This is a genomic window from Cedecea neteri (genome assembly GCF_000758325.1).
Taxonomy (GTDB): domain Bacteria; phylum Pseudomonadota; class Gammaproteobacteria; order Enterobacterales; family Enterobacteriaceae; genus Cedecea; species Cedecea neteri_B.
In genome coordinates, this window is sequence record NZ_CP009459.1 from 1,679,794 (window position 1) to 1,692,562 (window position 12,769).

A 12,769-nucleotide genomic window follows, 5' to 3' on the forward strand; every position below is an offset into this window, starting at 1 on the left:
TAAGGTAATCGCTATGTCTAACAAAATGACTGGTTTAGTAAAATGGTTCAACGCTGAGAAAGGTTTCGGCTTCATCTCTCCTACCGATGGCAGCAAAGATGTATTCGTACACTTCTCTGCAATCCAGAGCGACAGCTTCAAAACCCTCGACGAAGGCCAGAAAGTTGAGTTCTCTATCGAGAACGGCGCTAAAGGCCCAGCTGCTGCTAACGTTGTTGCGCTGTAATCCAGCCTGACGTTTCAGAAGTGAAGAAACCCGCTACGGCGGGTTTTTTTGTGCCTGTAGTTTGTAGATGTCCAATAGCTTTTGCCCTTCGTTGCGCAATGCTGTGTGTTAAATTGTGATTTTGGTTAACCAATTGTCCCTTATGGATTGACACGCTCGCCGAATTGGCTGAACTTAGACGTCATCTTATGCACCAAAAGTGGTGCCTAATCATTATTGTTTATTGGTCAACCAATTTGAATTGTGAGGGGTCATTATGAAGCAAACCTGGCGCTGGTATGGTCCAAACGATCCGGTCAGTCTGGCCGACGCCCGGCAGGCGGGGGCGACAGGGATCGTCACCGCGCTGCACCACATTCCGAACGGGGAAGTGTGGCCGGTCGAAGAAATACTGAAACGCAAAGCCGTGGTGGAGGCCGCCGGGCTGGTCTGGTCGGTGGTGGAAAGCGTGCCTATCCATGAAGAGATCAAAACCCATCGCGGGCAGTACGATTTGTGGATCGACAATTACTGTCAAAGCCTGCGTAACCTGGCGGAATGCGGGATCTACACCGTGTGCTACAACTTTATGCCGGTGCTGGACTGGACACGCACCGATCTCGAATACCCGCTGCCAGACGGCTCCAAAGCGCTGCGCTTTGACCAAATCGAATTCGCCGCTTTTGAGCTGCATATTTTAAAACGCAAAGGGGCAGAAGCTGACTACAGCGCGGAAGAAATCGAGCAGGCAAATCGGCGCTTCGCGGAAATGCGCGAGGATGAAAAAGCGCGGCTGACCCGCAACATCATCGCTGGCCTGCCCGGCGCGGAAGAAGGCTACACGCTCGACCAGTTCCGCGCCCAGCTGGACACTTACAAAGATATCGACAAAGCCAAGCTGCGCGAAAACTTTGCCTACTTCCTTGAGGCCATTATCCCCGTTGCTGAGCAGGTTGGCATTAAGATGGCGGTTCACCCGGACGATCCTCCGCGCCCCATACTTGGCCTGCCGCGTATTGTTTCAACCGTGGAGGATATGCAGTGGATGGTGGACGCGGTCAATAGCCCGGCGAATGGCTTTACGATGTGCACCGGCTCTTACGGCGTGCGGGCCGATAACGACCTGGTCGGCATGATTAAACGCTTCGGGCCTCGCATCTACTTCACGCACCTGCGCTCAACGCTGCGGGAAGACAATCCTAAAACCTTCCACGAGGCCGCACACCTTTATGGTGACGTGGACATGTATGAAGTGGTGAAAGCCATTGTGGAAGAGGAGCAGCGCCGGAAAGGAGCAGGGCAAAGCGAGCTGATCCCGATGCGCCCGGATCACGGCCATCAAATGCTGGATGACCTGAATAAAAAGGTGAATCCAGGCTATTCGGCGATTGGCCGCTTGAAAGGATTGGCGGAAGTGCGCGGCGTTGAGATGGCCATCCAGCGCGCGTTCTTTGGTAAATAGCCCTCGCCGGGCCAGGGAATGGGTCAACCAGTTATGCTATAGTCCGGTTCATTCCCTACCTGCCGTGAGTAAAGATGAAACCGCAAATCCAGGACAAACCTGCCGCGCAGCCGCAGCGGCCTTATCAGGAAGTTGGCGTGATGCTGCGCGACATGATTGCGCGGCAGCAATATGCCCTGGGAGATCGTCTTCCGCCCGAGCGTGAAATCGCGGCGCTGCTGTCGGTGAGCCGCACCGTGGTGCGCGAAGCGTTAATCATGCTGGAGATTGAGGGGCTGGTGGAAGTCCGCCGGGGGGCGGGTATTTTTGTGGTTGCCATGCCGGATAAACTCGTTAATCCCCCAGTCAGTACGAGCCAGTGCAACGATGCCGGGCCGTTTGAGCTATTGCAGGCGCGTCAGCTGCTGGAAAGCAATATCGCGGAGTTTGCCGCTCAGCAGGCCACGCGGGAAGATATTCTCAAAATGCGGCAGGCCTTGCAGGTCGAAGAGCAGGAATTGGTTGCCGGGGATAACGAAAGCGGCGACAGGCAGTTCCATCTTGCCGTGGCCGAGGCCACCCACAACAGCATGCTGGTGGAGTTGTTTAAGCAGTCCTGGCAGTGGCGTGAAAACAACCCGATGTGGATCCAGCTGCACAGCCATCTGGAGAACAACCACTATCGGCAAGAGTGGCTTGCCGACCATAAACAAATCCTTGCGGCGCTGATTAAGAAAGACGCCAAAGCGGCCAAACACGCGATGTGGCAGCACCTGGAAAACGTCAAAAACCGGCTGCTGGAGCTGTCCGACGTCGATGATATTAACTTCGACGGTTATTTGTTCGAGTCCTGGCCGCTGAACGAGCCTGGGCGTTAACCCGGGCTTATTTCACACGAGTTGCCGCTGGAGCAGCTCGCCGCTTTGCTGCAAATCCTGCTGCGGATTGCGGCCTATCAGCACATATTCATACCCTTTGCTGCGCCACCAGACCAGGTTCAGGCCGCGGCGAACTTCGTGTTTCAGCGCGGGGCTGTCGGCTGCCTTGCTGCGGGAAATGCACAGCGCCATCGGCCCGTAGCTGGCGTGCAGATAAGCCATCTGTGCGATGGAGGTGCTGTCGTAGCGCAGCATTCTCACGCTTTTTAGCTCGGCTTCCGGGATCTCAACTTCCGCCTGCTGCAACCGGAGGCCGATATCCTGCTGCATACGGTTCAGGCCGTTTTGCAGCGCCTGGGGCGTGACGTTGATGTCCGCCAGCGTTTCGGCGCTGTAGAGCGACATGTACTGCGCAATCAGGTCGCGGATCTCAGGTTCTCCCCTGAGTTTTTGCTCGCCGGGGCGAATAAAGCGCCCGGCCAGTACGCCGACGGCGAGGAAACTGAGGGAGGCGGCTATCAGGCTACGGCGGCTAACGCCTTGTGCCTGCTGGTTCACGTTTACCGGCTGATGCAGTAGCACGTTGAGTTTGGCCTGCATCCGATTGACCGGCGCTTCTTCCAGAAGCGGGGCAAAAGCCTGTTCCAGCGGCAGATGGCTTTGCATGAGCGGTTCAACGCGGGCGGCCAGGGCTGCGTCGTTATTCAACTGCTGCTCAAAGGCGTGGCGCTCATCCTCGCGCATTTCGCCGTCCAGCCAGGCCACGATAGCCTCATCGCTCCACGGAGCGGAGAAGGATTGACGCGTCATTTGAGCTCCTTCTTCATCGTCGGCATCAGGTGCCTGGCCAGCGTCAGCCGCGCGGCGGCCAGGCGGCTCATCACGGTGCCGATGGGAATGGCCAGCGTGTCGGCGGCTTCCTGATAGGTGAAGCCCTCGACATAAACTAAAAACACGGTATTGCGCTGAGCCTCAGGCAACTCGCTAACCTGCTGCAGCAGTGCGTGATACTGGTGCTTGTCTTCGGTGCTTTCGCTGTCTGCCAGCTGGCTCAGCTCGTCGCTGTCGACAAAGCCCTGGCCCTGGCGAACGCGCAGGGCGCGAATTTCGTTGATCCAGATAGAGTACAAAATCGCAAACAGCCAGCGGTCTATCCGCGTGCCGGACTGAAACTGGCTGCAGCGCTCTAAAGCGCGCACGCAGGTAGACTGAACCAAATCTTCAGCCACATCACGATTGCGGGACAGCACCATGCCGTAGCGCCAGAGGCGGGCAAGGTGCTGGGCCAGCTGTAACCGAACTTCGTTGACGGTGATTTTTATGCCCTCAGCCTTAGGACTCCGGGTGCCCGTCAATGGCGGCTTTTAAATCGCGATACTCCTCGCAGCCGGTTCCGCAGAGCGTTTTAATGGTCGCTAACTGGGCTTTCGCCAGGTCAGGGCGGCCCTTAATCATCCACGCCTCGCCAAGATATTCGCGCACTTTGGCATAGTGCGGATCCAGGGCGATGGAGCGCTGATAATAGCCGATTCCTTCGTCGGTGCGCCCCAATTTTCTTGTGGCGTAGCCCCGGTAGTTCCAGGCTTCACGCGTGTTGGGCTGCTGCAGGGTATCCAGCAGGTTTAACGCTTCCTGGTAACGGCCAGATTTTGCCAGATGGTAAGCATATTGCGTCTTATCGCCGTCGCTTAACATGCTGCTTTTTTCCACGGTACAGGTTTTGGTTTTGCTGTCGTACACCTGGCCTTTCGGGCAGTCAGGCGTTTTAGAGTCATCGTCGCCCATGGCGCTGGCGGCGGCGGAATAGAAAAGCCCGCTGGCAACCAGGCACAGCAAAGGCAGCAGTTTACGGGTTGAAGGCATGTTCATGGTGTCGTCCTGTAGGTTAGCGAGAGTTGCCTTTGCAGGCGGGGAGCATGCGGCGCAGCGTGCCGTCACGCAGAACATAATGGTGAATCAGGGCTGCGGCGGCATGCGCCCCCGCCAGCAGGATCAGCGCCCAGGCCACATTGTTGTGCAGCATTGCCAGGGTATGGCGCAGCGTTGGATCGATGTTGAATACGTCCGGGACTTCAAAGAGGTTGAAGAACCAGAACGGTTCCCCCTGCGCCCAGCGGAACAGGAAGCCAAGCATGGCCTGGGTTAGCAGCAGGATGTAAAGCACGCCGTGGGTGGCATGAGCGGCGATGCGAAACGCGCCCGGCATCGGCACTTTTTCCAGCTTTCTCGACGGCGAAAAAGCGGCGCTAATGCGCCAGAACAGCCGGACGACAATTACCGCGCTAAGCAGGATGCCAAAGGAAATATGCAGAGATTGCAGGCCCTTGCGCAGGGGCGTACCACGCTCAAGGACTTCCCATATGTGCGCGCTGGCAAACAGGAATATGACGCAGAAAGCCGTGACCCAGTGGAGGGCCATGCTGAAGGCGTCGTAGCGCTTACGGAGCGGTGCAGCTTCGGGGGGCAGGTAACTCATGATTGTCTCTTCCTCAGGTTCTTGTAAGGAGTAAACAATCGGGGCGGAGATTTTATTCGGTGAAAACGAAAAAAAAGCCAGGCACTCCGCAGAGGCCTGACTTGATCGGGGCTGGAGGGCCGCTTACAGAGCTTTTTCCCACACGGACTGCGGCAGCAAATAAACCGCTTTTTCAGCGTGCTGGCCGTCGGTCACAATGTGTTTGATGCCGCTTGCCATCACGGCTAGCGTCACGTCGAAGGCATTCAGGCTGTCGCCGAAGCCGGCGGTCAGGTTCAGCATCGAGCCGTTCGCCATCAGGTAAAGCGTTTTGCCGTTAAGCTGGTACGCGTTGATAAACGGCATCACTTCTTCGGTCGGATATTGCTGCAGGTAGCCGCAGTCGATCTCTTCGGCGACGTGGCCCACGTTCAGCACGAACACGCCGTCTTTGGCTTTATCCAGTACCGCTGCGCTGACGACTTTTTTCGCGCCGGTGGCGGTGGCGACAACGTCAGTGCTGGCAATCACGTCATGAATATCAACCACGTGCCAGCCATCATAGGCGGCCTGCAGGCGGCGAGCCGGATCTAACTCGGCAACCATCACCTGGCCGCCGTAGGCTTTGGCGGCGGCGGCAACGCCCTGGCCGACCAGGCCGTAGCCAATCACCAGCACTTTCTTTTCGTGCAGGGTGAGGTGGGTGGTCTGGAAGAAGGTTTGCCAGGCGGTGAGGCCAACCATGTGGCGGTTATGCAGGCCCTCTTTTACCGGCAGATCGTCCCAGTTAAAGATTGGATAGCCAGGGCGCAGATCCGCGAGGCGGTTGACTCCGGAGCCGGTCGCTTCCAGGCAGGCAACCACGTCGCCAAACTCGCCGCGCTGATGCAGTAGCGTGGTGATGTCCGCGCCCATTTCGCACAGGTGTGTTGGGCGCCAGGCGATGGCTTTTTCCCACGAGTCGCGCCAGTCGGCGTCGTTCATATTGCGCCAGGCGCAGGCTTCCGCTCCTGCGGCAACCAGGTAAGCGACAACGTCATCCTGCACGGTGGTTGGGTTGCAGGTGGTGAGGAAGACTTTGGCATTTTTCTTCAGCAGGCCTTCAACCAGCGGGATCATTTTCAGGTCGAGATGCATATTGCAGGCGATGCGAACGTGGCTTAAGTCGGGCAGCGCCTGAACCTGTTTGAGGGTGCGAACCATGTGGCGGGTAGACCACGCGATCTCTTTGTTAAACATCTCGCTCTGGGTGCTCACGTCTTTTCCTTATTAATTGTTTTTACTGATTTTTATAGAATATGTCATCACGTTAACGGACGTCAGAATAGCAAAACGATGGCCGGTTGTTAATCGCTGAAACCGGCGCGGCGGGCGTGACGTCTGCTTACCAATGTTTTGTTTTTTTCCGTGATTTCTTCTCTATAGTAAAAGCTTCATCCCCTGATAAAAACGAGAAAAACATGATCAAAAAAGCGCTTGTTGTGTTGCTAAGCAGTGCCTTATTGACCCCGATGATAGCGAAGGCTGACAGCACGATAGTATTCCTGCGCCACGGTGAAAAACCGGCTAACAATAGCGGGCAGCTCACCTGCAAAGGGTTGAACCGCGCGTTGCAATTGCCGTCGGTTCTGTTGACCCAGTACGGCAAACCGGATGCCATTTACGCCGCTGCGCCGAAAGAGAACAAAACCGGCAGCTCGCTGCGCCCGTTAACCACCATCACGCCGACCGCGATCCGCCTTTCTCAGGCCATCGACCTGCATTACCACGCCGAGCAGACGGACGAGCTGGCGGATGATTTACTGAAAACCCAAAGCAGCGGCCGCCTGACTTTTGTCTCGTGGGAGCATAAAAACCTGGTGATCGCGGCGCAAAAGCTGGTGAAGAAAACCGGCGGCGACCCAACCGTGGTGCCGAAATGGCCGGGCAGCGATTTTGATTCGCTGTACATCATCAAACTGGACGATCAAAAACGATTTAAATCTTTCACCCACGGTGCTGAAGGGCTGAATACCGTGCCGGACAGCTGCGCGGGCGCGAGCTGATAGAAAAAGAAAAACCCGCCTTTGTAGACGGGTTTTTTATGCACTTAGCAAAAGAGGATTACCACCACACTTCAGCCTGAACGCCGGCCATAAACTCGTTCTTGCTTTTTTCGTTAAAGCGGAAGTTTGACAGCTCGTTGTCCAGAATATTCAGGTACGTGCCGTAGAAACGAATTTCAGGACGGGAGCCGAGCAGGCTCGGGCCAACCTTCAAAGCATGATAGAGCGTGGTTTTGTAGCCCGACTCTTTCAGGTTAACCCCTTGCTCGGTTTTGTTTTTCTGGGTAAACCAGCTCAGCTCCAGGCCGGTCTGGTTCCAGGTATCCCAAATCCACGCCGGGCGAATCACGGCCCGAATGCTGCTGAAGTCGCTGTGGGCACCGCTCTCATAGCTATAAACATCGCTACCCTGGGAGTAAACCAGCGCGTTAGCCATGATAATTTTGTCCGCGAGGTACATCTCTCCCTGCGAAATCAGACGCCAGGCCACGCCGTCCGTCTGGTCGCCGTAGTAATAGCGGCCCGGTGCCATGGAGTTGCTGGCTCCTGAGAAGTTAGCGAAGCTGCTGGCATAAGAGTTATTGGCCACCTGCAGGGTGAACTCGTTGAAGGTGTCGCGCGGCAGATCCTGGCGCACAATGGCCGTCGCCATCCAGGTATCCTTCAGCTTAAAGAAGGAGCCGTTATTTTCGTTGTCCTTCTGGTCGTCGGTCTTATTGGCAAAGGCATATTTGCCCATCAGCGACAGCGAACCGTCTTCCCACAGCGGAATGTTGCGGTAGCGCAGGTCAACCGAGTTGGTGTTCATCTGTGTGGTGTGACTGAAGTCGCGGGAGTAAACGTCAACGTCGTTGCGGCTGAGGGAGGCGTCAAGCTGGCCGACGCCCAGGTTCCAGTTTTGGATCCCGATGGCCGCCGCCACCTGGGTGGTTAATGATTTCCAGTCGAGCATCTGGATTTCGTACTCAGGCAGCTTGTGCTTCCCGACCCAGAAGTCCGCTTCCGGGGCAAACGGCAGGAAGCCTCTGGTGGTCAGGAAAATATCGCTGAACTGCATGATGTTTTCGTTGCCGTTGTTGTCGCCAAACCAGGCGTCGTTGTACTGTTCCCCGACGTTACCGTCGTAGGTCACGATGGCGTTGGCGGTTTTGCCGTCCTGATTGTAAACGCGCTGGTTCAGCGTTAAGTCGAACCAGCCGCTCATTTCGTTGCCGAAACGGCCAAGCGAGCCTGCAGCGTAGGTTTGAGCCGACCCGCGGTTGGCCGCTGCCCAGCCGGAGCGGAAATAACCTTCGTAGCTAAAGCCAATATCATCTTTAATGTATTTGCTAATGTCTTTCAGGGTGACGTTTTCTACGGTCGTTTTGCCGCCTTCGTTATTGACCACGGCCACTTTTTGCGTGCCTTTCACCGGCGTTGGTGGGGATTTGGTGTCGAGATGATTATTTTCATTCTCGATGTTGTCGGCTACCGGAGAATAAACCGTTTGATTCACCTGTGCCGGGCCAGACTGCACGTTATTACCGGCTGGCTGCAATTGAGCGACCTTGTCTTTATATATGGCTAACTCTTTCTGCGTTTTATTTAATTCTGATTTGTTTTCTGATAATTGTCTTTCAAGTAACTCCAGACGCTGCTCAACCGTTAATTTTGCTGCCATTGCGTGGGTTGAGGATAACGCCAGAAGGATGGATGCAGACAATAAGCTAACCTTCAATAAATTTGAATTCATAGAATGTCCCAGAAGTATAATTATTATTTGCCTCCGGTTTTAATAACCGGAGGCGGGTGAAAATTAAATTGCTATCATCGGTTTATTTATTACTGCGCCGCCTGTGCTGCATTTACCTTATTGGCGGCCATAACGAACGGTAAATAAATTAGCGTGGAAATGGCCAGGCATAGCAGCCCGACAATCAACGCCATCCAGTTCCCCCCGGTGCCGAAGAAGGCGATGAGCGGCCCCGGCGTTGTCCACGGTACGGCATAGGCAATCGGTGGAATAATTTCCAGAGTGACGAAGGTGTAGCCCACCAAAGAGTTGACGAACGGCACCATGATAAACGGAATGATCAGGATCGGGTTCAGCACGATTGGCAGGCCGAAAATCACCGGTTCGTTGATGTTAAACAGGCCTGGCACGAAGGCCATTTTGGCCAGATCGCGATAGTCGGCGCGGCGGGAGGCAATAAAGATAGCCAGCAGCAGGCCGAGCGTCATCCCTGAGCCGCCGTAGTTGGCGAAAGCGTCGTTGATGCTTCCCCAGGTGATAGGATATGGCGCGCCCCAGGTAGTGCCGTTGGACGCGGCAAAAGAGAGGTTTTCGAGGTTAGCTTCGGAGAAAATAGTCTCGCGAATCGCCGCCGTGGTGTTCGGCCCGTGAATGCCCAGCACCCACAGGAAGTTAGTGACCACGCCAAGCACCAGCACCGCGACAATATTAGTGCCCATGTTTTTCAGCGGCGCCTGAATCAGGGTATAAATCAGTTCATTCAGGCCATTCGGGGAGATTTTCGTCAGGCAGTAGTTCAGCGCAGAGAAGAAAATCATCACGAAGAAGATTGGAATTAATACTTTAAATGAGCGTGCAACTGCTGGCGGTACGGCATCTGGCATGGTGATGGTGATCTTCGGGTTACGCGCCAGGCGGCAGAAGATTTCCCCGGTAATCAGCGCGACAATCACCGCCACAAATAACCCCTGCGGACCCAGATATTGCGTCGTCAGATACGACTGCCCGCCCATCATTTGATAAGGGGTATAGACCACGAAGAACGCGCCAATAGCGGTCAGGCCGCACAGCAAGTCGTCCTGCTGATAGCTGATGGCGATATTACGTGCGACCAGGAAAGCAATCATGATCGACATGATATTCACCGACCCGTTCATTACCGGGGAGAATATGTTTTGGGCTTCGGCTAAGTTAGGGAATAACACACCGAGATGCAGCAGTGACGCAATAAAACCATCCGGTGAAAGGATGGCGAAGTTAATCAGCACGATCAGCGAACTGGCCATGACGATAGGGAATGACAAAATAAAAGCATCGCGGATAGCCGACACGTGTATCTGAGAGTTTAATTTAATCGCAATAGGAACAAGGAGCTTTTCCATACCGCGCTCAAAGGCATTCATTATACTCATGATGCGCCCTTTATCATTAGAGATATATTTACTGGGGATTTGAATTTATCGGTGAAATATTTTTACAATATTTAACCTCGTGACGATAAACCAAATCAATGACCCATTGGGTTATTATTTTGGCTGGAAAGGATTAATGGTCGCCAAGTAAGTTCAGTGCGGAATCAAGAACTGATTTTCCGTCCATTTGCCCATAATACTTCATGTCGATAACCGCTACTGGAATTTTCCCCTGGGTGATTTCTTCTATTTCGCTTTTTTGGAAGCGAACCTGAGGCCCCAGCAGAACAACATCTGCTTCATTTCTTTTAATTCTTTCTTTCGCCTCGGCAATCGCCAGCGCGTTAATATTGACCGAAATATTTCCCGCTTCGGCGTGATCTTGCATTCTTTTCACCAGCATGCTGGTAGACATCCCGGCGGCACAAACTAATAATATATTCTTCATTTTTACCCTTAACGCTTTGTAGATAATCAACCTGCGGCTAACTTAATGAATATCAATGCCTTCATCTGCCATTTCGATCACAGTTAGTCATCGCCGAGTGGTGCAAAAAACAGATTAAAAATGAACGTATATTGGACTTTTAATAGGAATGGAAGGGTAATTGCCTGTTTTTAAATGAATTAAGGAGGTTCAAAAGTGGTATACAAAGATGTTGTTAACTTACTAAAAAGCAGGATCAGCAGCCCAACCTATCATATCGGCGACATCCTCCCTTCGGAAAAAGAGCTGGCTGAGTTCTATAATGTGTCACGTAATACCTTGCGTAAGGCATTGAAAGTTCTGGAAGATGAGGCGCTGATTGAGCGCAGGCATGGGTCCGGCACCTATGTACGAAATAAACATTTTCAGGCTTCGGTTACGCATCTGGACAGCTTTACCGAGATTGCCAGAAGTGAAGGAAAAAAACCGTCCAGCCAGGTGCTGAGATTTGAGCTGCAGCAGGCGTCGGAAGAGATTGCGAGCCGCCTGCAACTGGCCATCGGCGAACCGGTCTATTACGCCAAACGACTGCGCCACATCGACAATGTGCCGATGCAGCTGGAAGAGACCTGGCTGTCGGTGAACCGCTTCCCCGACCTGACGGTCAACCACATGAAGCGTTCGAAATTTTCCTACATCGAAGATGAATGTGGGGTCAAAATTCACGGCTGCTACGAGGCGTTTCAGCCCATTCTACCGTCAACTGAAATTGCCAAAATGCTGCACATCAGCACCCGCGATCCGATTATCCGCATGGAAACCCAGTCCGTTGACGCCAGCCACAGCCCGATTGATTACTCGATCCTCTACACCAACGTGTTCGAGTTTCAGGTGAAGTACTTTTTGCCTCGTAAGACGGGCTAGTCGCTGTGGCTGGCCTTGCATTCGCAACGTCGGTCACAGTTCTGCTTTAAAAAGAGGTTCAACAATGTTCATGAAAGTGAACCTGTTGCTTATGAAAGATGAATATCAGCGTTAACTCACTGTATATCATGCCTTTTAACAGGTTCAAAAGTTGTTCAGTGTGTTATCCCCCTTCTATTGCCTGATGCGCCTCCCATTGATTAAGATTTTCTTCGTTTTCAGAACTGATAATTAAAAATTGAACTCGTCAATTTTTGTATTCCTTTTACCAGTCATGAATATGACCGGTGCGAAATAGTTTCCTCGTTTCAGTGGAAATAAATGATGAGCCGGAAATATGCAGGAGGAATTAGCGTATGAATATCGCCGCATTTGATATCGGTGGTACGGCTTTAAAAATGGGGATCGTCAACTCGCAGGGCGAGATACTGGCAAAAGGCAAAGAGACGATCAACGACAGCGATGGCGAGCAAATTTTACAGGCCATTTTAGCGTGGATTGCCGCGCATCCCGGCTGTGAAGGCGTGGCGATCAGCGCCCCTGGCTATGTCAATCCGCACACCGGCTTTATCGAAATGGGCGGGGCCATTCGCCGCTTCGACAACTTTGCCATCAAAGAGTGGCTGGAAGAACGCACGCAGCTGCCCGTCGCCATCGAAAATGACGCTAACTGCGTTCTGCTGGCCGAGCGCTGGCAGGGCAAAGCGGCCCAGATGAGCAACTTCCTGGTACTGACCATCGGCACCGGCATCGGCGGGGCGATTTTCTGCAATAACCAACTGGTGCACGGCGCACGCTTCCGGGCGGGAGAATTTGGTTACATGCTGACCGAACGCCCTGGCCCACGCGATGTTCGCCGTTACACCATGAACGATACCTGCACCCTGAGAACCCTGCGTAAAGACTACGCGGAGTATGCCGGTAAGCCGCTTGAGGCCGTCAGCGGGGAAGAGATTTTCGACCGCTTTGACGTCGGTGACGTGGCTTGCCAGCGCATGGTGAACGCGTTCTTCAACGATCTCGGCACTGGCCTTTATAACCTCGTCAATCTGTTCGACCCGGAAAAAATCCTGCTCGGCGGCGGCATTGTGGAACGCCCTGGCTTCCTGGCGCTGCTGCGCAAACACCTGGCCTGGTTCACCATCGACGACTATATCGATACCGTCAGCCACGGCAACGATGCCGGACTCATTGGCGCGGTCTACCATTTTAATCAGCACTATCGGTCGCAGCATGCGATCTCTAATTAA

General features: G+C 53.8%; 14 protein-coding genes. 6 read left to right on the plus strand and 8 right to left on the minus strand.

Features of this window, described 5'->3' with window-relative positions; all coding sequences use genetic code 11:
• The first annotated feature begins 13 nt into the window (after positions 1-13).
• The 3 genes from cspA to uxuR all read left to right on the plus strand — a co-directional run bounded on the left by cspA (position 14) and on the right by uxuR (position 2,524).
• Positions 14-226, plus strand: a complete 213-nt coding sequence (gene cspA / locus LH86_RS07920) for an RNA chaperone/antiterminator CspA (protein WP_008459989.1) — start codon at positions 14-16, stop codon at positions 224-226.
• A 256-nt stretch (positions 227-482) separates the two neighbouring features.
• Entirely contained in the window at positions 483-1,667 is a 1,185-nt protein-coding gene (uxuA, locus tag LH86_RS07925) for a mannonate dehydratase (RefSeq protein WP_039299982.1), read from the plus strand.
• A 74-nt stretch (positions 1,668-1,741) separates the two neighbouring features.
• The gene (gene uxuR / locus LH86_RS07930; RefSeq protein WP_052045556.1) at positions 1,742-2,524 is read left to right on the plus strand and encodes a Uxu operon transcriptional regulator; all 783 of its coding nucleotides are present in this window, start codon (positions 1,742-1,744) and stop codon (positions 2,522-2,524) included.
• Positions 2,525-2,536: 12 nt separating this feature from the next.
• Here the strand turns inward: uxuR and LH86_RS07935 are convergent, their stop codons facing one another.
• From LH86_RS07935 to LH86_RS07955, 5 genes are all read right to left on the minus strand, one after another.
• Positions 2,537-3,334 (minus strand): anti-sigma factor family protein, encoded by a 798-nt coding sequence (locus LH86_RS07935; RefSeq protein ID WP_039299986.1) that lies wholly within the window; start codon positions 3,332-3,334, stop codon positions 2,537-2,539.
• Entirely contained in the window at positions 3,331-3,879 is a 549-nt protein-coding gene (locus LH86_RS07940; protein WP_039299989.1) for an RNA polymerase sigma factor, read from the minus strand. The genes LH86_RS07935 and LH86_RS07940 overlap by 4 nt, the downstream gene beginning before the upstream one ends.
• The gene (locus tag LH86_RS07945) at positions 3,857-4,393 is read right to left on the minus strand and encodes a tetratricopeptide repeat protein (RefSeq protein ID WP_039299992.1); all 537 of its coding nucleotides are present in this window, start codon (positions 4,391-4,393) and stop codon (positions 3,857-3,859) included. Before LH86_RS07945 ends, LH86_RS07940 begins: the two co-directional genes overlap by 23 nt.
• 16 nt (positions 4,394-4,409) lie before the next feature.
• Positions 4,410-5,000 carry a cytochrome b gene (locus tag LH86_RS07950; protein WP_039299995.1) on the minus strand — a complete coding sequence of 197 codons (591 nt, stop codon included), beginning with the start codon at positions 4,998-5,000 and terminating at the stop codon, positions 4,410-4,412.
• Positions 5,001-5,123: 123 nt separating this feature from the next.
• On the minus strand, positions 5,124-6,218 hold the full coding sequence (locus LH86_RS07955; RefSeq protein ID WP_039305992.1) for an adenosylhomocysteinase: 1,095 nt from the start codon (positions 6,216-6,218) through the stop codon (positions 5,124-5,126).
• A 221-nt stretch (positions 6,219-6,439) separates the two neighbouring features.
• Here LH86_RS07955 and LH86_RS07960 point away from each other — a divergent pair, with 221 nt between their 5' ends.
• Positions 6,440-7,024 (plus strand): histidine phosphatase family protein, encoded by a 585-nt coding sequence (locus LH86_RS07960; protein ID WP_039305995.1) that lies wholly within the window; start codon positions 6,440-6,442, stop codon positions 7,022-7,024.
• Between the two features lie 58 nt (positions 7,025-7,082).
• Here LH86_RS07960 and LH86_RS07965 read toward each other — a convergent pair whose 3' ends face one another.
• The 3 genes from LH86_RS07965 to LH86_RS07975 all read right to left on the minus strand — a co-directional run bounded on the left by LH86_RS07965 (position 7,083) and on the right by LH86_RS07975 (position 10,616).
• A complete protein-coding gene (locus LH86_RS07965; RefSeq protein WP_039299998.1) occupies positions 7,083-8,756 on the minus strand; it encodes a carbohydrate porin in 1,674 nt (557 codons plus the stop codon).
• Between the two features lie 89 nt (positions 8,757-8,845).
• The gene (locus tag LH86_RS07970) at positions 8,846-10,168 is read right to left on the minus strand and encodes a PTS sugar transporter subunit IIC (protein ID WP_039300001.1); all 1,323 of its coding nucleotides are present in this window, start codon (positions 10,166-10,168) and stop codon (positions 8,846-8,848) included.
• 133 nt (positions 10,169-10,301) lie between these two features.
• Complete coding sequence (locus LH86_RS07975; protein WP_039300004.1) at positions 10,302-10,616, minus strand: PTS sugar transporter subunit IIB; 315 nt, start codon at positions 10,614-10,616, stop codon at positions 10,302-10,304.
• A gap of 195 nt (positions 10,617-10,811) precedes the next feature.
• On the opposite strand from LH86_RS07975, the gene LH86_RS07980 reads away from it, so the two are divergent.
• The gene (locus LH86_RS07980) at positions 10,812-11,519 is read left to right on the plus strand and encodes a GntR family transcriptional regulator (RefSeq protein WP_039300008.1); all 708 of its coding nucleotides are present in this window, start codon (positions 10,812-10,814) and stop codon (positions 11,517-11,519) included.
• Positions 11,520-11,875: 356 nt separating this feature from the next.
• A complete protein-coding gene (gene bglK / locus LH86_RS07985; protein ID WP_039300011.1) occupies positions 11,876-12,769 on the plus strand; it encodes a beta-glucoside kinase BglK in 894 nt (297 codons plus the stop codon).

What these genes read in the sequence shown, in the direction of transcription:
- LH86_RS07970 (WP_039300001.1), bottom strand. Translation starts at nt 10,168, where the DNA reads ATGAGTATAATGAATGCCTTTGAGCGCGGTATGGAAAAGCTCCTTGTT.
- uxuA (WP_039299982.1), top strand. Translation starts at nt 483, where the DNA reads ATGAAGCAAACCTGGCGCTGGTATGGTCCAAACGATCCGGTCAGTCTG.
- LH86_RS07945 (WP_039299992.1), bottom strand. Translation starts at nt 4,393, where the DNA reads ATGAACATGCCTTCAACCCGTAAACTGCTGCCTTTGCTGTGCCTGGTT.
- LH86_RS07955 (WP_039305992.1), bottom strand. Translation starts at nt 6,218, where the DNA reads ATGTTTAACAAAGAGATCGCGTGGTCTACCCGCCACATGGTTCGCACC.
- LH86_RS07975 (WP_039300004.1), bottom strand. Translation starts at nt 10,616, where the DNA reads ATGAAGAATATATTATTAGTTTGTGCCGCCGGGATGTCTACCAGCATG.
- uxuR (WP_052045556.1), top strand. Translation starts at nt 1,742, where the DNA reads ATGAAACCGCAAATCCAGGACAAACCTGCCGCGCAGCCGCAGCGGCCT.
- LH86_RS07960 (WP_039305995.1), top strand. Translation starts at nt 6,440, where the DNA reads ATGATCAAAAAAGCGCTTGTTGTGTTGCTAAGCAGTGCCTTATTGACC.
- LH86_RS07950 (WP_039299995.1), bottom strand. Translation starts at nt 5,000, where the DNA reads ATGAGTTACCTGCCCCCCGAAGCTGCACCGCTCCGTAAGCGCTACGAC.
- cspA (WP_008459989.1), top strand. Translation starts at nt 14, where the DNA reads ATGTCTAACAAAATGACTGGTTTAGTAAAATGGTTCAACGCTGAGAAA.
- LH86_RS07935 (WP_039299986.1), bottom strand. Translation starts at nt 3,334, where the DNA reads ATGACGCGTCAATCCTTCTCCGCTCCGTGGAGCGATGAGGCTATCGTG.
- LH86_RS07965 (WP_039299998.1), bottom strand. Translation starts at nt 8,756, where the DNA reads ATGAATTCAAATTTATTGAAGGTTAGCTTATTGTCTGCATCCATCCTT.
- bglK (WP_039300011.1), top strand. Translation starts at nt 11,876, where the DNA reads ATGAATATCGCCGCATTTGATATCGGTGGTACGGCTTTAAAAATGGGG.